Annotated in this window: 19 protein-coding genes and 2 pseudogenes; 17 read left to right on the top strand and 4 right to left on the bottom strand. The window is 48.1% G+C overall.

All coding sequences use genetic code 11. The annotated features are described in order from the left end of the window. The first annotated feature begins 605 nt into the window (after positions 1-605). From MTP36_RS13005 to MTP36_RS12990, 4 genes are all read left to right on the top strand, one after another. The gene (locus MTP36_RS13005; protein ID WP_249251210.1) at positions 606-1,928 is read left to right on the top strand and encodes a DNA primase family protein; all 1,323 of its coding nucleotides are present in this window, start codon (positions 606-608) and stop codon (positions 1,926-1,928) included. A 249-nt stretch (positions 1,929-2,177) separates the two neighbouring features. Continuing rightward, positions 2,178-3,518 carry a hypothetical protein gene (locus MTP36_RS13000; RefSeq protein ID WP_249251209.1) on the top strand — a complete coding sequence of 447 codons (1,341 nt, stop codon included), beginning with the start codon at positions 2,178-2,180 and terminating at the stop codon, positions 3,516-3,518. 84 nt (positions 3,519-3,602) lie between these two features. Next, a complete protein-coding gene (locus MTP36_RS12995; protein WP_249251208.1) occupies positions 3,603-3,797 on the top strand; it encodes an excisionase in 195 nt (64 codons plus the stop codon). 106 nt (positions 3,798-3,903) lie between these two features. Beyond that, positions 3,904-5,136, top strand: a complete 1,233-nt coding sequence (locus MTP36_RS12990) for a tyrosine-type recombinase/integrase (RefSeq protein WP_249251207.1) — start codon at positions 3,904-3,906, stop codon at positions 5,134-5,136. Between the two features lie 1,046 nt (positions 5,137-6,182). Here the strand turns inward: MTP36_RS12990 and MTP36_RS12985 are convergent. Together MTP36_RS12985 and MTP36_RS12980 are read right to left on the bottom strand one after the other, a co-directional pair. Then, positions 6,183-6,554: pseudogene (locus MTP36_RS12985) on the bottom strand (metal-dependent transcriptional regulator). A gap of 11 nt (positions 6,555-6,565) precedes the next feature. Next, positions 6,566-7,252, bottom strand: a pseudogene (locus MTP36_RS12980) (ABC transporter ATP-binding protein); the annotation flags it as partial. 114 nt (positions 7,253-7,366) lie between these two features. Here MTP36_RS12980 and MTP36_RS12975 point away from each other — a divergent pair. Next, complete coding sequence (locus MTP36_RS12975) at positions 7,367-7,693, top strand: hypothetical protein (protein ID WP_442900211.1); 327 nt, start codon at positions 7,367-7,369, stop codon at positions 7,691-7,693. After that, entirely contained in the window at positions 7,693-7,899 is a 207-nt protein-coding gene (locus MTP36_RS12970; RefSeq protein WP_173680961.1) for a transposon-transfer assisting family protein, read from the top strand. Before MTP36_RS12975 ends, MTP36_RS12970 begins: the two co-directional genes overlap by 1 nt. 297 nt (positions 7,900-8,196) lie before the next feature. Here the strand turns inward: MTP36_RS12970 and MTP36_RS12965 are convergent, their stop codons facing one another. Beyond that, on the bottom strand, positions 8,197-8,433 hold the full coding sequence (locus tag MTP36_RS12965; RefSeq protein WP_118064609.1) for a helix-turn-helix domain-containing protein: 237 nt from the start codon (positions 8,431-8,433) through the stop codon (positions 8,197-8,199). Between the two features lie 331 nt (positions 8,434-8,764). Here MTP36_RS12965 and MTP36_RS12960 point away from each other — a divergent pair, with 331 nt between their 5' ends. The 6 genes from MTP36_RS12960 to MTP36_RS12935 are packed head-to-tail and all read left to right on the top strand — an operon-like array spanning position 8,765 to position 13,388. Further along, positions 8,765-9,469 carry a lantibiotic protection ABC transporter ATP-binding protein gene (locus tag MTP36_RS12960; protein ID WP_249251206.1) on the top strand — a complete coding sequence of 235 codons (705 nt, stop codon included), beginning with the start codon at positions 8,765-8,767 and terminating at the stop codon, positions 9,467-9,469. Continuing rightward, positions 9,470-10,216: a lantibiotic immunity ABC transporter MutE/EpiE family permease subunit gene (locus tag MTP36_RS12955; protein WP_008705323.1), complete on the top strand. Its 747-nt coding sequence runs from the start codon at positions 9,470-9,472 to the stop codon at positions 10,214-10,216. A 2-nt stretch (positions 10,217-10,218) separates the two neighbouring features. Beyond that, complete coding sequence (locus tag MTP36_RS12950) at positions 10,219-10,962, top strand: lantibiotic immunity ABC transporter MutG family permease subunit (RefSeq protein ID WP_249251205.1); 744 nt, start codon at positions 10,219-10,221, stop codon at positions 10,960-10,962. Then, complete coding sequence (locus MTP36_RS12945) at positions 10,955-11,332, top strand: NisI/SpaI family lantibiotic immunity lipoprotein (RefSeq protein WP_242983280.1); 378 nt, start codon at positions 10,955-10,957, stop codon at positions 11,330-11,332. Before MTP36_RS12950 ends, MTP36_RS12945 begins: the two co-directional genes overlap by 8 nt. A 38-nt stretch (positions 11,333-11,370) precedes the next feature. Continuing rightward, on the top strand, positions 11,371-12,033 hold the full coding sequence (locus MTP36_RS12940; RefSeq protein WP_249251204.1) for a response regulator transcription factor: 663 nt from the start codon (positions 11,371-11,373) through the stop codon (positions 12,031-12,033). After that, positions 12,024-13,388 (top strand): sensor histidine kinase, encoded by a 1,365-nt coding sequence (locus MTP36_RS12935; protein WP_118286031.1) that lies wholly within the window; start codon positions 12,024-12,026, stop codon positions 13,386-13,388. Before MTP36_RS12940 ends, MTP36_RS12935 begins: the two co-directional genes overlap by 10 nt. 460 nt (positions 13,389-13,848) lie before the next feature. Here MTP36_RS12935 and MTP36_RS12930 read toward each other — a convergent pair whose 3' ends face one another. After that, on the bottom strand, positions 13,849-14,520 hold the full coding sequence (locus tag MTP36_RS12930; RefSeq protein ID WP_249251203.1) for a restriction endonuclease subunit S: 672 nt from the start codon (positions 14,518-14,520) through the stop codon (positions 13,849-13,851). 781 nt (positions 14,521-15,301) lie between these two features. Between MTP36_RS12930 and MTP36_RS12925 the strand changes: the two genes are divergently transcribed. The 5 genes from MTP36_RS12925 to MTP36_RS16095 all read left to right on the top strand — a co-directional run bounded on the left by MTP36_RS12925 (position 15,302) and on the right by MTP36_RS16095 (position 19,731). Then, positions 15,302-15,697, top strand: a complete 396-nt coding sequence (locus MTP36_RS12925) for a plasmid mobilization protein (protein ID WP_249251202.1) — start codon at positions 15,302-15,304, stop codon at positions 15,695-15,697. Next, on the top strand, positions 15,669-17,276 hold the full coding sequence (locus MTP36_RS12920) for a relaxase/mobilization nuclease domain-containing protein (RefSeq protein WP_249251201.1): 1,608 nt from the start codon (positions 15,669-15,671) through the stop codon (positions 17,274-17,276). The genes MTP36_RS12925 and MTP36_RS12920 overlap by 29 nt, the downstream gene beginning before the upstream one ends. 82 nt (positions 17,277-17,358) lie before the next feature. Next, positions 17,359-17,955, top strand: coding sequence for a CHC2 zinc finger domain-containing protein (locus MTP36_RS12915; protein WP_249251200.1), 597 nt, complete (start codon positions 17,359-17,361; stop codon positions 17,953-17,955). Further along, on the top strand, positions 17,939-19,231 hold the full coding sequence (locus MTP36_RS12910; protein ID WP_249254437.1) for a virulence-associated E family protein: 1,293 nt from the start codon (positions 17,939-17,941) through the stop codon (positions 19,229-19,231). Before MTP36_RS12915 ends, MTP36_RS12910 begins: the two co-directional genes overlap by 17 nt. A 131-nt stretch (positions 19,232-19,362) precedes the next feature. After that, positions 19,363-19,731: an excisionase gene (locus MTP36_RS16095; protein WP_442900210.1), complete on the top strand. Its 369-nt coding sequence runs from the start codon at positions 19,363-19,365 to the stop codon at positions 19,729-19,731. The last annotated feature ends 47 nt before the right edge of the window (positions 19,732-19,778 follow it).

The following is a 19,778-nucleotide window of genomic DNA, read 5'->3' as shown; positions in this document are numbered from 1 at the left end:
CCGTCCAGTCCTCTATCTTTTTACCAAAATTCCTCTTGCGTTTTCTTGCAAGCTGCCGAAAATGACGTTTTCTCAAAACTTTTTGTTGACACGGCTCGATTTTTGTGGTAATCTATCCCAACAATTGAATATAACATATTTTTACATATTTGTTCAGACCCTACGGGGCTGAACATCTTGGCTTTCAGCCGTTACATAACCGACTAGCATGGCCTTCCAGAAAAAGTGAAGGCAGGGCTGGTCTGTTTTGTGACGGCTTTTTTGTTGCCGTTTTGCCTGTTGCACCTTGAAAACCGCATGACCGTCTGCATGGGATACACGGCGAAGACCCTGAAAAGGAGAGCCGGAAAACGCCGCCGGAAGGGGGCAGGAAATCCATGCAGGGAGAACGGCAATTCACCTCATGTGGACATTTTGTCTACATGAGGTAAAACGGACGTTTATCCATCTATTGTGGCATGAGAAATCAATGTGGACAAATTGTCCACATTGAAAAGCCGTAACCCCCAAAACGGACGTTTATCCACCTGTTGCGGCAGAGAAAATCCATGTGACCAAATTGACCACATGGAAAAGCCGCAGCACCGAAGAAAGGACGTGTGCCTATGGGAAACAACTTTACCCCCGCATGGATCAAGAAAGGATTCTTCAACGAATCTATCTTCTGTGACGATTTTCTCAGCACCCACCAGCTCATCTATGTGAATGGCGCATTTTTCACCCCGGAAGGCAGGGTCACAGACACCATGAACCTGCGCTGTGAAATTTTCGATATGCTGCGAGACCATATCGGCGCAAATATCGCCAAACGAGTCAGCAATGTCGTGGACGTGCTGAAGCTGGCAGCGCAGGTGGAGGACTTCCCACCCGTCACCGACCGCATTGCGCTGGCAAACGGCACCCTGTATCTGGACGGCACCTTTCAGGAAGGCAAGCCGGAGATCGTCCGCAACCGGCTCCCGGTCAAATATGACCCGAAAGCCGCCCAGCCCGTCCATTGGCTGCGGTTTCTGTCCGACCTGCTCTACCCGGAGGACATTCCCACAGTGCAGGAGTTCATCGGCTATTGCCTGATTCCCAGCAACAAGGGGCAGCGCATGATGGTCATCAAGGGCAGCGGCGGCGAGGGTAAGTCGCAGATCGGCGTGGTGCTGTCTAAACTATTTGGTACAAATATGAAGGATGGGAGCATCGGCAAGATCTCGGAGAACCGCTTTGCCCGTGCCGATCTGGAGCACACCCTGCTCTGCGTGGACGACGATATGCGGATGGAAGCCCTGCGCCAGACCAACTATGTCAAGTCAATCGTGACCGCGCAGGGGCAGATGGACTTGGAGCGCAAGGGCAAGCAGAGCTATCAGGGTTGGATGTACGCCCGTCTGCTGGCGTTCAGCAACGGCGATCTGCAGGCTCTGTATGATCGCTCGGACGGTTTCTACCGCCGTCAGCTCATCCTGACCACCAAGGACAAGCCCCTCTCCCGTGTGGACGACCCGGACATTGCCGAGAAGATGGCGGCAGAGGTCGAGGGCATCCTGCTGTGGGCGTTTGAGGGCTTGCAGCGGCTGGTGAAGAATGGCTTCCAGTTCACCGAGAGCGACCGTGCCAAGCGCAACCGGGAACTGGTGAAGCGGGACAACAACAATGTGTTCGATTTCCTCGAATCCGAGGGCTACATCCGCCTGAAGGCGGATGCCTGCACCAGCTCGAAAGAGCTGTATGAGGTCTACCGGATGTGGTGTGAGGAGAACAGCCTGAATGCGATCAAGGCCAGAGGGTTCAGCGATGCACTGATCGCCAACCAGCGCAGGTATAATCTGGAATCCACCAACAACATCGTCAACTCGTCCGGGCGGCGTGTCCGGGGCTTTGTGGGCATCGAAGCCCTTGTGCAGCCCGACCTTACCACCAATAGCTGGCGGGCATGACCCCCTATAAAGGAGAACTTGGGCGTTTTGCTGCGTACGTGCGTACGCGGCAGATGCCTTTTCTTTGTACGCACGTACGCAGCGATTGTCCAAAAACGCGCCATATAGGGGGGTATTGGCAAAGTGTCAGGTTGACAGTTTGCCAAAATCAGAGGGTCAAAATGACCCTCTGAAAAACCGGACGAGCTGTTTTCTGGACAGCTTGCCCGGAGCAAGAGTGCAGAGGACGCAGTCCTTTGCCCCAGTGATATGATGCCTTGCGTCATATCCTACTGGGTATTATCTGGCGCACTGCCTGCGGCAGATTCAGCAGCAAAGCTGCTGCGCACCCACCCCGCCAAGATGTTGAAATGGAGGGATGTTTATCTGAAATTAACACGACACAACGGACGAGCCGGAACCCACGGCACCTATAACCCCAAACACAATGACCGAAGTTTCAACCTCACCAACAGCGAGCACATCGACCCCGAACGAGCCAAGGTCAACATCTACTGGGACTGCTTCCATGGCTTCCGTTCGGCTCTCGACCCACAAAACCCGAATGATCTGGCAGCAACCTTCTCGGATGTGGAACGGCAATTCTACGAGAGCCACTATTCGGAGTTCATCGAAAGGCAGAACGAGCGCAACGCCAAGATCCGGCACACCGAACGCAACCGCTCCATTCCTGACCTGCTATCCAGCCGCAAGACCTGCCCGGAGGAGACTATCTACCAGCTTGGGACGCTGGACGAACACGCTTCGGCAGAGGACTTGCTGAACATCGTCACGGAGTTCATCGAGGAGTTCAAAGCCAAGTATGGCGACCATGTTCATGTGCTGGACTGGGCGCTGCATCTGGACGAAAGCACACCTCATATCCACGAGCGTCATGTGTTCGACTGTGAGAACAAGTATGGCGAGTTAGCTCCCCAACAGGAAAAGGCACTGGAAGCGTTGGGCTTCGACCTGCCTGACCCAAACAAGTCTCTCAGTCGCCGAAATAACCGCAAGATCACCTTTGATGCAGCCTGCCGGAAGATGCTGTTCGAGATTGCAAAACGGCATGGGCTGGATCTGGAGGAAGAAGCAGAGTACGGCAACCGCAAGTATCTGGAAAAGCAGGATTTTATCCTTGCCAAGCAAAAGGAGCAGCTTGCCGCCCAGCAGGACAGGCTGGACGAGCTGACCCTGAAAGTTTCGGATATGGAGACCTTGCTGGAAGATGTTTCGGCTGCGGCCTACGACAAGGCAGTGGAGGTCGTGACGGACGTAGTGCGCACTGAGACCCGGAAGGAAGATATGCGGATGATCGAGGACACGAAAAAGTGGGTGTTATCGCCGGAGCGCAAAGCACCACAGGCTACACGGGAGTACACTGCCAAGCATCTGGACGGTATTCTGAACAAGTTCCTCAAGACGATGCAGACCGCCTCTGCCCGTTTGCAGGAAGCCCTGCTGAAGCCGGAAGTCCGGCAGAAAGGCAAGGAGCAGATCAAGGAAAAAGCACGGGATTCTGTTCTGCAACTGCTGAACCGCTTGCAGGCAGAGCAGACGCACAAGCCCACCGCACAACCTCGAACAAAGGGAGAGTATTCGGAGATTTGACACCCCATCGGGAACAGTCTGGGGCAGGACTGGAAATTTCCTGCCCGGTCACAGACACCCGGTTACAAGGAAGTGGAGGTGCAAGTGAAAGAAGTTCCTATCTGGCAAAAGAGCAATCTGACCTTGGAGGAAGCGGCGGCATACTCCGGGATCGGTGTCAATAAACTGCGGTCGATGACCGATAGCGATGAATGCAAGTTCGTCCTTTGGAACGGAACCAAACGGCTTATCAAACGCCGTAAGCTGGACGAATATCTGGATAAGGCATTCTCGATCTGATGCGGTGTGAAAATTGACCGTTTGATGTTGCAGGGAGTCTTGCACCATGGTATACTCGTGGTGTAAGGCTCCTTTTCATCATCTTGTGAGCGAAAAGGAGATTTATATGCAGAGAAGAAAAGATAATAAAGGCCGTGTTTTGAAGGATGGCGAGACCTATCGCAAGAGTGACGGGCTGTATATGTACCGTTGGACGGCGAAAAATGGCAAACGCCACACCATCTATGATGCAACCTTGGAGGGGCTGCGGGAAAAGGAAGAGAAAATCCAGCACGACTTGGCAGAAGGCATCCGTATGCCGGAGTGCAATCTGACCCTGAACGACCTGTTTGAACTGTGGCGTAAGAACAAAGTGGGCTTGAAAGAGCATACCTTCGCCAATTACGTTTATATGTACAATCGGTTCGTCCGGGATGAGATCGGCATGATGAAGCTCAAGGACATCCGCAAATCGGATATCCGCAGCTATTATAACGGCATCGTTCGCAACGGCAAGATGGCACTGAACACGCTGGAAACCATCCAGAATGTTCTGCATCAGGTCTTTGCGGTGGCGGTGGACGATGAGTACATCCGTGTGAATCCCACGGATGGTGTCCTGACGGCAATCAAAGCCGCCCACCAGTACGAAACGCCCAAGCGTCACGCCCTGACCCTGCCGCAGCAGCAGGCGTTCCTGACCTTCATCAAGAAAACGCCGAAGTTCCAGCACTGGCTCCCGATATTCGCCTTCATGCTGGGTACGGGATGCCGTATTTCGGAAACGGTGGGTCTGTGCTGGAGTGACATCGACTTTGAGAGCGGGTTTATTACCATTCAGCACAATTTGGTCTACCATGACCATGAAGTCGGTGGCTGCTACTTCACCATGTCCACGCCCAAAACTGCCGCAGGCAAACGGGCAATTCCCATATTGCCCGAAGTTCGGAAAGTGTTGGAGCAGGAACGAGCCAACCAGCAGGAGCTGGAACTGGTGTGTGAGTACGAAATCGACGGCATCTCGGACTTTGTGTTCCTGAACCGCTTCGGTCAGCCGCAGAATCCGCAGACCGTCAACCGTGCTATCAAGCGCATCAGCGTTGCCTACAACGAAGCCGAACTGGAAAAAGCGGAAAAGCAGAAGCGCGAACCCGAACTGCTGCCGCCTTTCTCCTGCCACAATCTCCGGCATACGTTCTGCACTCGGTTGTGTGAAAATGAAACCAACCTGAAGATTATTCAGGACATCATGGGACACCGGGACATCAAAACGACTATGGAGATTTACGCAGAAGCCACCAAGGAAGCCAAGACCCATTCCTTTGAAAAATTGAACGGTAAGCTGGGCATTTCCATCTGAGCCGTACTACACCAACCACTACACCACTTTTACACCAAATCCTCGGTAACTTGTGGAGAGTTTCGTAGGGTAACGTACGGACGGGGCAAAAAGGAAGCCGCATGAGTAGGCTTATAATGGAATATAAAGCCTTTCATGCGTGTTCCTTGACCTGTCCCCACGATGAAGCCGATTGAGCAGTAAAACGCAAAAAATGGCTTTGTTTCGTTTGAAATTGTGGCGCTCGATACTGGAACAACGTGGATTTACCACCAACTTACCACCAAATTTGATAATTTGCATCAGTAAAACGGAAAGCAGCCTACAATAAACACAAGCACCCCTGCCAATGAAATGTGCGATGACACATAGATTGGCAGGGGTGCTTTTCATGCTTGGAAGATATTAAGAGCATTTCGAAAAAATACTGATATGTCTTGTTGCCCACCGAATCAAGTCGTGGTATAGTAATAATTGGAGAGGTTTAACCTTAAAGGTCATTGCGGCATAAAACTTCCGATAATATTGATTATCTGGAAGTTTTCGGGATTCTATAATGCAGGAGGTTGTCTGTATACAGTTCCCGAAGATTGATCTTCTGCATTATGTACCTCCATTTCGATTCACGGGTTGACGGGTGAACCGAAATGAAGGCGGTGAGCGACACCTTTCGGGGAAATTCCCGAAAAAACGACAAGCAAAAGCGCCAGCATCCGAAGAACGGCGGCTGGCGCTGCTAAAAGAGGACTTATGACGCTTATAGACCAGCCACGATAGTGCCTGTTCATAAGCAGATGGGGGCCGATTGACGGTCAGGCTTTTTTGACAGGTAAATTCCTGCCGAATTATGTCGAAGCTGTCTTTGCTTCACGGCGGCTCCCTCCTAAAGCCGCCGTGTCAGCGTGTAGTCGTCACTCCTTTGTTGGGGGCATAAGGAACGGCGGCCTTGATGTACTCAAAACCGCCGCAGTCCTTGAAAATCCATTATGGGCGCACGAAGCTGCCTGCCCTGCAACGGTTTTTTTCTTTCCTCGTCTTGCGGGGCAGGATCGCTTGTCTTATTTGGTTTAGGTTTGTTCCTGTTTGGCTGCCTCTTTCAGCCGTGAAAAGCTCTCATCGCTGATGATGTGTTCAATCCGGCAGGCGTCAGCCTCCGCAGTCCTGGGGTCAACGCCTGCGGCGATAAGCTGCTCGGTAAAGAAGCAGTGTCGCTCGAAGATTTTTTCGGCAACCTCGCGGCCTACATCGGTCAGATGGAGAAAGTGATCTTCGTCCATAGTGAGAAAGCCGCCGTCCCGCAAGGTAGCCACTGAATGTCACACGCTGGGTTTTGACACCTCCATGTGCCGGGCTACATCTACGGAGCGCACCATACCGAGTTTCTTTTGGAGAACAAGGATGGTTTCCATGTAGTCCTCCCCGGACGCATGAAGTTTCATCTGAACCTCCTTTACTGAGCCAGCTTCCAGCCGATGGCCTCCTGTCTGGCCGATACAAAATCGGCATACAGGCCCTTTTGCTGGATCAGCTCCGCATGAGTGCCGCGCTGGACGATATGAGCGTTGTCCAGTACAAGGATCTGATCGGCGTTGCGGACGGTTTTCAGACGGTGGGCAATCATGATGATGGTCTTGTCATGGGTCAATGCCTCGATAGCCCGCTGCAATTCATCCTCATTCTCCGGGTCAACGCTGCTTGTTGCCTCGTCCAAAATGATGATAGGTGCGTCCTTCAGCATGGCGCGGGCGATGGAAATCCGCTGTTTCTCGCCGCCGGACAAAGTACCGCCTCCCTCGCCAATCACGGTGTCATAGCCATCCGGTAGGGCAGAAATAAAGTTATGGTAGCAAGCCTTTTTCGCCGCTTCAACCACTTGTTCATGGGTAGCATCCGGGCAGCCAAACTTGATATTGTTCTCAATCGTATCTGCAAATAGGTATACGCTCTGGAACACCATCGAGATATTCTTCATCAGGCTGTCCAGCTTGAAATCTCGTACATCCGTACCGCCTATGGTAATCTTCCCGGCATTCACATCCCAAAAACGGGCAATCAGGTTGCACATCGTTGTCTTTCCTGCCCCGGAAGGGCCGACAATGGCCGTAGTCGTTTTTTCGGCAATGGTAAAACTGACCCGACTATGCCCAAACGCTGTATGAAAAGAAGCTGCTGACCTATCCGAGAACGGACAGCCAAAGCCCACGTTACGGCTTTGCATGACAGCCGGATTGAAACCGAGGCCCGACGCATCGTGGATAAGCTGAAAGATCTGTCCGCGCCCAACAGCCCCAACAAGACACATTTTATGGTGGAGATCTCACCGCACTTTGACGCACTGGCTTCCACCAAGGACAATGACCGGCTCTTTGCCATGCTGCCCTATAAGTCCCTGTGCTTTACCAGCATAAAAGACCGACACGGGGTATATGCCATGATTAACAAAGATGAGCGCCGTGATGTGAGTATTCGCAAGCCCCGGCCATCTATCCGCAAGCAGCTTGCCGACAGCAAACAGGCACCAGCCCGAAAAAGGCGGCGGCCAGAACCAAGAAAAATGAATTGGAGGTATGAGGAATGATGCACTTTACCGTGGAAGAAGAAAATTTGATCTGTATGTACCACAACGCAGACCGACGCAGGACGATAGGCAAGATCACCGCAGCCATGCCGGGCATGGACGGGGATATGTGGACGCTGGCCCAGCAGACCCTTTCCAAGCTGAAACGTATGACGGATTCTGACTATGACAGCCAGAAATTCTATTTCACAGACGAGAACGAATAAATAACAGCAGACGCCGGGCGCGGCGGCCATGTGGCCGCTTGCGTCCGGCGTCTTTTCTTTTTGCCTGTTCCTACGCATTTAGAACCCAGTATTGACGGGGATAGGATAAAGTATTCGCCCACCTCTGCAAACGTGCGGGAGAAGCCTTGAAACTGGCGGTTATCAGCCCCGAAAGGCGTAGGTTACAGTCATTATTAGCCCCCGAAACAGGTACAGACGCGCAGCGGGTGTATCTGTTTCGGGGGTGTGCAGGTGATAGCCGCAAAGCGGCGTAAGAGGGTGCAGCCCTCTTGATCGTTATTCTTGTTCCAGCGGGAAGCTCGGCAACGCTTCCAGCAGTTTTAAGGAAATGTGCTGCCGCATATCCTCGTCAATGACTTTTTTCACTTTGCCGCCCGGCTGCCTGATCTCCACCGTGGAAAGCTCGTCGATGTAGTCCGCATAGTGGGCCAGCACCTTTTCTGTGGCCCACTTCTCACCGGCAACGGCGGCTTTGATTGTTTCATAGTCCAGCAGCTTTTCTTGTCCGTCCATCCTGATACCCCCGTCAGATTGATTTTTTCCATGATACCATATCTGGGAGTATGGAGCCAGAGAAACCGGCGATTTTCTGTTGGTAAATTCTACGCATTTAGAGCGGCACTATGGCGGGGATAGGATAAAACACTCACATACCCCGCCGACTATGCGGGAAAAACCTTGAAATATAGGGCTTTTTAAGGCCCTAAATGCGTAGGTTGGTGCTTTGTTGCGATATGCTCCACGGTTACGGTGTATTGTTCATATTCTGTTTTCGGGAATCTTTATGAAATCTTCAAAATTGCCCGGTATGCTATCCGTAAAATCAAAGAAAGGACTTGATTATATGGATATGATTTTGAAAACGACTGACCTCTGCAAAAATTTCAAGGGGCAAATGGCGGTAAACAATGTGTCACTGAACATCCGGCGCAACTCGGTTTATGGTCTGCTGGGGCCGAACGGGGCTGGCAAATCCACGATCTTAAAAATGCTCACCGGCATTTTGCGCCCCACATCGGGAAGCATCGAGTTTGACGGCCACCCGTGGAAGCGGAATGATCTGGAGCATATCGGTGCTTTGATTGAGATGCCCCCGCTTTACGAAAATCTGACTGCATACGAAAATCTCAAAGTCAGAACTACATTGCTCGGCCTGGACGATGCACGAATTAACGAGGTATTGCAAATTGTCCGGCTCACGAATACCGGCAAGAAACGGGCCGGGCAGTTTTCTCTTGGTATGAAGCAGCGGCTTGGTATTGCTATTGCATTGCTGAACAGTCCCCAGCTTTTGATTCTGGATGAACCGACTAACGGCCTTGACCCTTTAGGGATTGAGGAACTTCGAGAGTTAATTCGCTCTTTTCCCTGCAAAGGGATTACAGTTATTTTGTCCAGCCATATTCTGTCAGAAGTCCAGCAGATTGTAGATCATGTGGGTATCATTGCTGGCGGCGTCCTTGGATATGAGGGAGAGCTTCGCGCCGGTGAAGATTTGGAACAACTCTTTATGGATGTTATTCGCAGAAATGGTAAGGAGAGATATTAAATGGAGATGGCATATATTCAGGCAGAGAACCTAAAGCATAAGAGAACTTTCACAAAAACGCTGATCGTTCTGGCCCCGTTTGTAACGGCGCTTATGAACTTTTTTGCCCCTCTTTGGTTCCAGCTCAATTCTTATAATTGGTGGTATATCCTGCTTTATCCTGGATTCCTTACGCTCACCTGTGCCTTGATTGAACAGCGGGATAATGGCAAACTAAAATATCGTGCCGTTGCTTCATTGCCTGTTTCGCAGAACAAAGTCTGGAAAGCAAAAATTGGAGTGGCCGGTATTTACTCCTGTGTGGGGAATTTCATTTTCCTGGCGCTAAATCTGTTGGGCGGTTTTGCAATATTAGTTATCAACGAAATTCCCCTGACAATCGGAATTTGGCAGGCTGCGGCCGGAACAGCTTGTATTGTCATTGCAAGCCTATGGGAAGTTCCGCTGTGCTTATGGTTATCAAAAAAAGTTGGTATCTTTGTCACGGTTATTCTTAATGCCGGACTTGGAAGCGTTTTAGGGATTTTCACGGCTACAACCTCTTTGTGGATGATCTGCCCGTATAGTTGGGTGCCGCATCTTATGATTTCCGTGTTAGGTATTTTGCCTAATGGTGAGCCGGTTGCAGATCAGAGTACGGCAATGGCATTTTGGATGATTATACTTGTATTGGTCATTTCGCTGGCCTGGTTTGCGGCGCTGTCATTTTTAACTGCAAGATGGTTTGAGAAAAAGGAGGTGGGGTAACTATGGTATCTGTGGTTCGCTGCTGGAAAGCAGAATATCAGAAGTGTAAACATAGCATTTTGCTCTATATGCACAGCATGATTCCGATTATATGTGCGGCGATTTTTGCGGGTTACTATCATATATCCAGATGGGAACTGGCAACCAAAATCAGTGCCTATCTGGAAGTGCTGGCCGTTGCGTTCCCGTTTCTGATCGGCATTATTGTGGGCCTGGTTGTTCAGATCGAAAATCAGGCCGGGCATTATCAGCTTTTGTTGGGAACAATCCCATCTCGCATGGCAACGTATATTGGTAAACTTGGTTTTCTGATGATCTGTGCTTTTGGCGCAACATTTTTAGCGTTAGGAACATTCGCTGCACTATATAGGGGTGCTCCGGCAAGCCTTTACCTGAAAGCAGGGATTCTATTGTTGATTACCATGCTTCCCATTTACCTGATTCATTTGTTTGTTGGAATGAGCTTCGGAAAAGGTGCATCTATGGGATTGGGAATTGCAGGGAGTTTAATAGCTGCCCTTATGATAACAGGGCTTGGTGACGCTACATGGAAATATATTCCCTGGGCCTGGGGCGTTCGTGCTATGGATTACACTGTGCTTGCATGGGATAGCCCCCAACTGTATGCACAGGTAAAAACCGATTTTTTCAGCGGTATGATTATTTCTGTATGCTGCACTGTTTGTCTGCTGATTGCCAGTTTGGTTTGGTTTCATGGTTGGGAGGGAGGTAAAAACAGTGAATAAAAAGTGCCTGTTTGCCGTGGTAATTGTGCTTGTAAGTCTTATATGCTTATCGGCCTGCGGTGCGCTCCGCGATACCGCCGATAAAAATAAGGCGTTAAATGAATCTCTGCCGTATTATGAGCTGAACGCCGCAAACTATGATGAAATTTCATATAACGGCCTGACATATACCATAACGGATGAATGTCTTGAAATGTCAGAACTGCAAGAAGAAATCGGGCAGGTATCGAAACGCTTCAAAAATGTGGCGGGGGAAGATTTCAGTTACGGCTACGTTTACAGTATTGTGGATGTGGATATAAGCAATGCCGTAGCTGTAAATATCAACAATGAATATCGGAAAGCTGACATTAAAAATAATGATGAGTAACCTCGACAATGTGGTATAATGGGGCGGGAGGTGATTTTTTGACCCACTTACTTGTAGTTGACGATGAAGTTTCTATCTTGGAATTGATTAAGAACAGTTTGGGGAAAGATGGATATTTGATAACAGTCTGTCAAAATGCGGATGATGTAGACATCAAAAAGCTGCATTTCTATGACCTCATTCTTTTGGATGTGATGATGCCTGGCACAGACGGGTTTGAGTTTTGCAAACAGATCAGGAATATGGTAGACTGCCCGATTCTCTTTCTGACCGCAAAGACATTAGAGGAAGATATATTGTTTGGATTGGGCATCGGTGCGGACGATTATATTACGAAACCTTTTCGTATTCAGGAGCTTCGCGCCCGTGTCGCGGCACATTTACGCAGAGAAAAAAGGGAGCATCACAGCACACTTTCATTTGAGCCTGATATAAGATTTGACCTTTCCGCAAAGGTACTGTATGTTTCAGAACAGCCGGTTCCCCTTACCAAAAGCGAGTATTCAATCTGTGAATACCTTGCGAAAAACCGGGGACAGGTTTTTGCAAAAGAACAAATCTATGAAGCCGTTTTCGGGTTTGATGGAATAGGCGATAACGCTACGATCTCAACGCATATAAAAAATATTCGTGCGAAATTGGAGCATTTCAAAATAAGTCCGATCAGCACCGTATGGGGGATAGGATATAAATGGGAGTGAAAAAGAAACCTACATTGAAAATATTGTTTCGCCAGTTTGCTATCTCCCTCATTGTCATGCTGGTAGCGGCAATTATTGTCCCTTCTGGTTTGGAGGGACTTGCTGTAAATGCTGGATTAGCTACAAGAGCAAATCTAAGTGAATTGCAGGTAAAAGAGATCATTCCAACGCTGACGATTGCCCCGGATATTACAAAGGTTGTGATTCCACAGGGATGCGGCTACTTAATTCTGGACAAGAACTTTAATGAGCTTTACAGCAATATGGACGATGATGAAAAAGAAATTGCCCTGCTGTACGCAAAGGGAGAATATATTGAATATGCTACGGGGAGGCAGTTTGCACTTGTTGTCCGGGAAAACGAATTTTGCGTTTTAAGGTATTATATTGGTTCTCAATTTACAGTGTCATGGCTACCGGAATATTTTCCATCTCCTGACACGCTTGCGTTTATCCTGATGGCTGTAAATTCGCTGCTGGTCATTATCATACTGACCGCCAGATTTGCTAAGAACCTGCGTACACAACTGACCCCGCTTTTTGAAGCAACTGCGGAGGTTTCAAAGCAAAACCTTGATTTTGAAGTAGGACACGCCAAAATCAAAGAGTTTGAAGATGTCCTTGCATCTTTTTCAGATATGAAAGATAATCTGAAAATTTCGTTAGAACGGCAATGGAAAACCGAACAGACACAGAAAGAGCAAATCGCCGCGCTTGCCCATGATTTGAAAACGCCTCTGACGGTTATTCAAGGAAATGCTGATTTACTCACAGAAACAAATCTTGATGATGAGCAACGATTATACGCTGGTTACGTCGTGGAAAGCTCCGGCCAGATGCAGTCATATATTCAAACCCTGATTGATATATCACGGGCGGCGGTTGGTTATCAGCTCCATATTGAAAGTATAGACTTGCCAGCGTTCATGCAGCACTTGTTCGGTTATATGGAATCACTATGCCGGACAAAAGAAATCCGGCTGCAAATGAATACTGTTTCACTCCCTCAAATGCTGAAATTTGATAGGGTGCTGATAGAACGTGCTATTATGAATGTTATCAGTAATGGGCTGGACTACTCCCCGCAAGGCGGAACGCTTTATGTGGATGTTCAGAGTAACAACGGTTTCGTGGAAATTTCAGTCACAGACGAGGGAACGGGGTTTTCTAAAGAGGCATTATGCCACGCACAGGAACGGTTCTATATGGGCGATCAAAGCCGCAATTCAAAGTTACACTTTGGTATGGGTCTATATATTACAAATTCGATTATGGAACAACATAATGGTCAGCTTATTTTAGAAAATTCAAAAGAAACCGGCGGCGCAAAGGTTACTATGAAACTTCCTTGCTGATTTTCCGATAGTGTAATGGACGTCTTTTATGTCCGTCCATTTTTCAAATCTTTATGGAATCTTCAAAAATTCCTCTTATCATGGATCTAAAGAAAAAACATCTGCCCAGCGGCAGAAAAGAAAAAAACCGCTGCTGGGCAGACCCATTTTCACGCTTAATTTATATTCACTGGTGGCGGTTTTGAGAAATCAAGGCCGCTGCTTTCTTTCTGTCATTCCCAGCAGTTAAAGGCATGGCGGCCCACGGGAGGACGCCGCCATGCTGTTTTACTATCATTATAATCTAATCCACTTCTACCGCTTAAAAAAAGCCTTGCCCCGCCACGGGAATATTCCGGCTATGAGTATGAACTATACCATGTAAGAAAACAACAAAACGCTTCAAATCGTCGCCCGGTAGGTTTACGACCTGCCGGGCGATTTTTGTCGATTTTCGCGGATTCTCATTTCCGGCAAAAAATCAGATAGAGGCAGGCTCATCGGCAGGGTCTTGCGGAACAAGCTTGCCGTGTACAGCTTCTTGAAGAATTGATTTTTTTAGTTGTTCGGGAAAATCATGTTGCTGATTAACGATTAAATCGTGCGCGTTTTCATAGGAAGCTAATAATGGTTCAAGCAGATATAATTTCTCAGTGATTCGCTTTTGCTCTGTAACGGGCGGAACAGGAATCAATACTCTATTTATAGTTCCAACAGCAAGTCCGGGCTGTGCAGTTGCTGTAGCGTATTGGTTGAGATTAAGTGCTTTGAGAAATATACAGGCCCATGAAACATTTGTGTTTGAAAATGTTGTGACACATACCGCGTGTTCGGTTGCGTAGAAATCACCTGTTGCCCTGTTAATATTGCCACATAACGCACCTTGCCGACCAATAATAGGATAATCACCCCTGTGATTTGACTCCTTAACATATCCTCGTATACCATTTCCACCATAGCATGGAACGGCATTTGCAAATGGCTTTTCACTTATGGATGAAGATGAGATATTTTTTCCTGCTTGAAGAAAAAACAATTCTCCTATTCGACACCACTCCCAACTCTCCGGGATGTCAAAAGGCACTTCATCTGCAATGCAGACAGGCTCATTTTTGCCGATCTTCTCATAAGGCAAATTATTGGAAAAGCCCAAGACAGTAATTTACGCGTATCGCGTTATCGACACAAAACGGTAAAGTGGATTTTATCTGCTTTGCCGTTTTTCTTTTTTCTTAAATTGAAAAATTTTCAAAACTGTATTCCAAAACAGCCCCGCGGATTCCTATTAGTGTAGGGGCCTTCAAAATCTTTTGTGAAACGGCTTTCCGCTAGTTTTATGAGTGGAAAATAAACAAAATCCATGTTCTAAAATTAGGTAGTTCAACAAAATTTGAAAATCTGTATGCCAAACGCCCATTTTAGAATGTTATAGGTAGAGGGGAACGTTGGAAAAATGAATTTTCTTTGAATTTTCAAAAGACCCGGTTTAAAAACACCCCTTAAAGTTTGTATAGGGTATAGGAAGTGTTTTCAAAAGTAAGCCAATTCACTACGGTATCACTGATGAAATTCCCCGATTCCTTACAAAGTCACATCGCACCTTGAAAATCGCATGAGCCACCCCAGCAGGATACCTCTGGTACTGAATGTGCATTCTGCGCGTCTTACCGGAAAATACGCCGGAGAAAATCGGGCAGGAACGGGCTGGGACAGAGTGGACAGTGGTTAAGAGCAAGATTCGCCTTTGTATACGAAATCGCTCCTACGGGCAGTTTCTCCACGGCGGCATCTTGATGGGGATTGCGCTCCCCATACCCTCACATCGTGCAAAATCACATGATTTTGCCCATTGGTGGCCTGCTGCAGCAGGTCACAGCCGGAGTGCAGATGCACTGCCGGGAAAATCAAATTCTTGATTTTGGAAAGGAGACCCCATGCCAAGAACGAAGAAAAAAGTGAAATCTATCGTAAAGACAAAAGTAATCTCCGCACGAGTTACAGAAGTAGTACATGAACTTTTACACCGGCAGGCAGAAGATGCCGGAATGACCCTCTCTGAATTTACAGCGCAGATGCTGATGAAAGGCCGCGTGAATACCTCGTATGTGTTCTATGTCCACCCGGACGAAATTGAAGCCATCACACGGGAGTTTGCCGCCATCGGGAATAATCTGAACCAGATCGCGGCGTTCTTCAACAGCGGCGGTATCCAGTCGCGCGCTATGCTCGAAAAAATCAACCATGCAATTTCCTGTATTTTTGAAATGCGGGAGCAAGTCGCAGAAATGGCAGGAAAGAATTATGGCAATCTTAAAGCACATCGCAAGTAAGAGCTCCAACTATGGTGCTGCGCTGGAATATCTGATTTTCAAGCATGACGAACTTCGGAAAACTCCGATCCTTGACCAAAACGGAAATCGTATTATGCGGGATGAGTTTTATCTGGACGGCCTGAACTGTGAACCCTATTCCTTTGATGCGGCCTGCCAGCAGCTGAACCGCGAATATCAGAAGAACAAAAATAAGAATGAAATCAAAAGCCATCATTACATCATCAGCTTTGACCCACGGGACAGCACAGAAAATTGCTTGACGGGGAAACGGGCACAGGAGCTTGGACTGGAATACGCAAAAGCAAATTTTCCGGGGCATCAGGCATTGGTCTGTACGCACATGGACGGGCACAATGGCAGCGGAAATATTCATGTCCATATCGTAATCAACAGTTTGCGAAAGCTGGATGTACCTAAGCAGTCCTTTATGGAGCGACCCATTGACTGCAAGGTAGGGTACAAGCACCATCTGACAAAAGACTACTTGAAACATTTACAGAAATCTCTGATGGATATTTGCATGAGGGAAAACTTGAATCAGATCGATTTGCTTTCCCCCTCTCTCTCTAAAGTTTCAGAGCAGGAATATTACGCTAAACGGTGCGGACAGATCAACCTGGACCTTACCAATCTGGAACTTCTTGGCGATGGGTTCACACCAGCAAAGACGACTTTTGAAACGGAGAAGGAAAAAATCCGAAATGCCATTACCGATATAGCAAAACGATCTGCATCTTTTATGGATTTCCAAAACCTCTTAAAGCTGGAATACGGCATTTTGGTGAAAGACCATCGAGGGCGATTCAGCTACCTTCCAGCAGACAGGGAGAAATTTATCTCTGCCAGAACGCTGGGAACCAGTTTTGACCGTGAGCATCTTTTACTGCTTTTTCAGTGCAACGCAGCCGAGAAAGAAAAGCAGCAGTGTCGTGTCAATGATCCTATGGATGCGCTGTACATCAAGTCGAATCTCCGGCTGGTTGTAAATTTGCAGGATTGCGTAAAAGCCCAGCAGAGCTATGCCTATGCCCAGAAAGTCAAAATCTCAAATTTACAGAAGATGGCGCAGACCGTTCTCTATGTGCAAGAGCACGGATATGATTCATACGAAAAACTTTATGAAGCTGCCGAGAGTATTGACCGAAAAATGACGACGGCTCGAAGTGATGCGAAACTCACGGAAGTCAAGCTGAAAAAGGTCAACGAGCAGATTCATCATTTGGGTCAGTATTTTTCTACAAAATCTGTTTATAGCGAATTTCTGAAAGCACCTAACAAGAAAATTTTTCGGCAAACCCACTTCGATGAAATTGCAAAATACGAGGAAGCGCGTCAATTTCTAAAGCGGGATTTCCTAGACGAAAAATTCCCTTCGATGAAAGATCTCCGGGCAGAAAAAGAACTTCTGATGTGCACAAAGGATGCACGGTATGAAACATACCACTATTTTAAGGAACGCAATACAGAAATACAGACGGTACTTGCCAATGTGTATAGTATCTTTGAAACGGCAAAAGTGCAGCAGCGTGAACAGCAGCCGCGAGCCAAGAAGCGTAGCTACGATATGAGCCTGTAATCAGCAGGGTCTTCCACCCCGCACCCCGGAACCCTGCCGGATGCGTAAGCCCACAGGTGGCTTTCACATCCGATAGGGACTTTTGAAAATAAGAAGGAGGTTAATTTTCAAGAACAACAATTTATTTGAAATCGTAAAACGGAATATCACTACTCGGCAGGCCGCAGAAACCTATGACTTTCAGCCCAACCGCAGCAGCATGATTTGCTGTCCATTCCATACAGACCGTAACCCCAGCATGAAAGTAGATTCCCGGTTTCACTGTTTTGGCTGTGGAGCGGATGGTGATGTTATTGACTTTACCGCAAAGTTGTTTCAACTGTCCCTGCGACGGGCGGCGGAAAAGCTGGTCGCAGATTTTGGACTTTCGGGGAATCCTGTTTTTCCACTACAGTATCCGAAAATTGTGGAATATAAAGGTCAAAACCCAATCCAAACATTGTACGAGTGCAGCGCGATTCTGGGTGACTGGCGCAAACGATTTGCGCCGAAGTCAGCAGAGGAAGAACTGCATCTCTGCTTTGTTGCCAGCATGCATTATACTGATTACATCCAATATCTGATAGAGAATCGACATTTTCTCACCGAGCATCGGAAGGAGGTTCAACAGATTGCCCAACGAATCCGAAAATACGAGATCGACCATTTCCAACATCCGCAAAATGCTCTCGCAGGCTGAAAAAGGTGGTGTTCAGAACACAATTCAAAACTGTGTGACCGTTTTGCAGAACGACCCGATTCTTGCAGATTCCATCCGGCTGAATCTGCTGAGTGAACGCATTGATATTGTAAAGCCGATGGGCTGGCAGCGTTCTGGCCCTACACTGACCGACACCGATATGATGTACATTCTGCGCCGAATGGAAAAATATGGCCTGTACAGCGAAAAACGGGTGTCTGCAGCAATTCGCATTGTTGCCAACGAAAATCATTATCACCCTATCCGGGACTACTTGAATGACTTGAAGTGGGATGGCACAGAGCGGATAAGCCACGCTTTGCATCGCTTTCTCGGTGCGGCAGAAGATGAGCTTACCGCAGAAGCCTTGAAGATTTTTCTGTTGGGAGCTATCAAACGGGTGTTTCATCCCGGCTGCAAGTTCGAAATGATGCTTTGCTTGGTCGGTGGGCAGGGTGCAGGAAAATCCTCTTTCTTCCGGCTGCTTGCTATCAAAGATGAATGGTTCTCGGATGATTTGCGGCGAATGGACGATGATAATGTGTTCCGCAAGCTGCAAGGCCACTGGATCATGGAAATGTCGGAAATGATTGCGACTGCCAATGCCAAAAGCATCGAGGAAATCAAGAGCTTTCTCAGCAAGCAGAAAGAAACCTACAAAATCCCGTATGAAACACACCCGGCAGATCGTTTGCGGCAATGTGTCTTTGCAGGAACGACCAATCGACAGGACTTCCTGCCCCGTGACCGCACGGGAAACCGCCGCTTTATCCCCATCCCGGTGGATGCAACACAGGCTGAAGTACATATTCTGGATAACGAAGCGGAATCCCGTGCCTATATTGACCAGCTTTGGGCAGAAGCCATGACGATTTACAACAGCGGTGATTATAAGCTGACATTCAGCCCTGCCATGCAGGAAGCCTTGCAGATTTGCCAGAAAGATTTTATGCAGGAAGATACACAGGCGGGCATGATTTATGCGTTTCTGGAGGATTACACGGGTGACCGGGTATGTTCCAAACAGCTCTACGCTGAGGCACTGGGCAATCTGAATCTTCCTGCGGAGTGGGAAACCCGTGCTATCTGTGAGATCATGACTGCAGGAATTGTGAATGGCGAAATCAAGGGGTGGACAGCCCATAAAGCAGCCAAACGCTACCCGAAGTATGGCGTGCAGAAAGGATGGGAACGTGTAACCGCTGCAAAAGTGGAGGCAGACGGTTTTGTAGAACTTACAGACGAAGAAGCTCAGCAGATGGGATTTCCGTTTTGAAGGGCCATTTTACACAGTTGGTTACAGGTTTGGTTACACCCTGTATCTGCCAAAAAGCAGCATCATTCCACGTGATTTTCCTATCTGTAACCATGTAACCTGTAACCGATAAGAAAAATAAATACAGAAAATTGCCAGCATACCACCGTAGAAAAAGTTTTCTGTGGCGGTTACAGTCTGCTGGTTACAAACAAAAATACGGAGGTTTTGCCTATGAAAGAAGTTCGCGTTTGCGAAGCAATGAAGTCCCCGGTGGGGACTTTAAGCGACGGAACGGTCTTGCGCAGCAAGATGGAGGGACCAAGTCCCGACAAGTTCCGATTTGGGAGAAAAGCAATCTGACGCTGGAAGAAGCCGCAGCCTATTCCGGCATTGGTATCAACAAACTGCGCGAAATGAGCGATTCCAAGGACTGTACCTTTGTTCTCTGGAATGGTACGAAGCGGCTGCTGAAACGCCGCAGGCTGGATGAACACCTTGACCGATTATTTTCGATTTGACAATAAAAATGAAGTCGGCAGTTGAAAGCACCTCGGCGGTATGGTAT

Origin of the sequence: Faecalibacterium sp. I4-1-79 (genome assembly GCF_023347235.1) — a bacterium.
GTDB lineage: Bacteria > Bacillota > Clostridia > Oscillospirales > Ruminococcaceae > Faecalibacterium > Faecalibacterium tardum.
The sequence above is the reverse complement of the archived record's forward strand: the minus strand, read 5'-3'. Positions and strand labels throughout refer to the sequence as shown.

What these genes read in the sequence shown, in the direction of transcription:
- MTP36_RS12935 (WP_118286031.1), top strand. Translation starts at nt 12,024, where the DNA reads ATGGGAGTGAAAAAGAAACCTACATTGAAAATATTGTTTCGCCAGTTT.
- MTP36_RS12920 (WP_249251201.1), top strand. Translation starts at nt 15,669, where the DNA reads ATGGCAATCTTAAAGCACATCGCAAGTAAGAGCTCCAACTATGGTGCT.
- MTP36_RS12910 (WP_249254437.1), top strand. Translation starts at nt 17,939, where the DNA reads ATGCTCTCGCAGGCTGAAAAAGGTGGTGTTCAGAACACAATTCAAAAC.
- MTP36_RS12965 (WP_118064609.1), bottom strand. Translation starts at nt 8,433, where the DNA reads ATGGACGGACAAGAAAAGCTGCTGGACTATGAAACAATCAAAGCCGCC.
- MTP36_RS12960 (WP_249251206.1), top strand. Translation starts at nt 8,765, where the DNA reads ATGGATATGATTTTGAAAACGACTGACCTCTGCAAAAATTTCAAGGGG.
- MTP36_RS12925 (WP_249251202.1), top strand. Translation starts at nt 15,302, where the DNA reads ATGCCAAGAACGAAGAAAAAAGTGAAATCTATCGTAAAGACAAAAGTA.
- MTP36_RS13005 (WP_249251210.1), top strand. Translation starts at nt 606, where the DNA reads ATGGGAAACAACTTTACCCCCGCATGGATCAAGAAAGGATTCTTCAAC.
- MTP36_RS12955 (WP_008705323.1), top strand. Translation starts at nt 9,470, where the DNA reads ATGGAGATGGCATATATTCAGGCAGAGAACCTAAAGCATAAGAGAACT.
- MTP36_RS13000 (WP_249251209.1), top strand. Translation starts at nt 2,178, where the DNA reads ATGATGCCTTGCGTCATATCCTACTGGGTATTATCTGGCGCACTGCCT.
- MTP36_RS12970 (WP_173680961.1), top strand. Translation starts at nt 7,693, where the DNA reads ATGCACTTTACCGTGGAAGAAGAAAATTTGATCTGTATGTACCACAAC.
- MTP36_RS12990 (WP_249251207.1), top strand. Translation starts at nt 3,904, where the DNA reads ATGCAGAGAAGAAAAGATAATAAAGGCCGTGTTTTGAAGGATGGCGAG.
- MTP36_RS12950 (WP_249251205.1), top strand. Translation starts at nt 10,219, where the DNA reads ATGGTATCTGTGGTTCGCTGCTGGAAAGCAGAATATCAGAAGTGTAAA.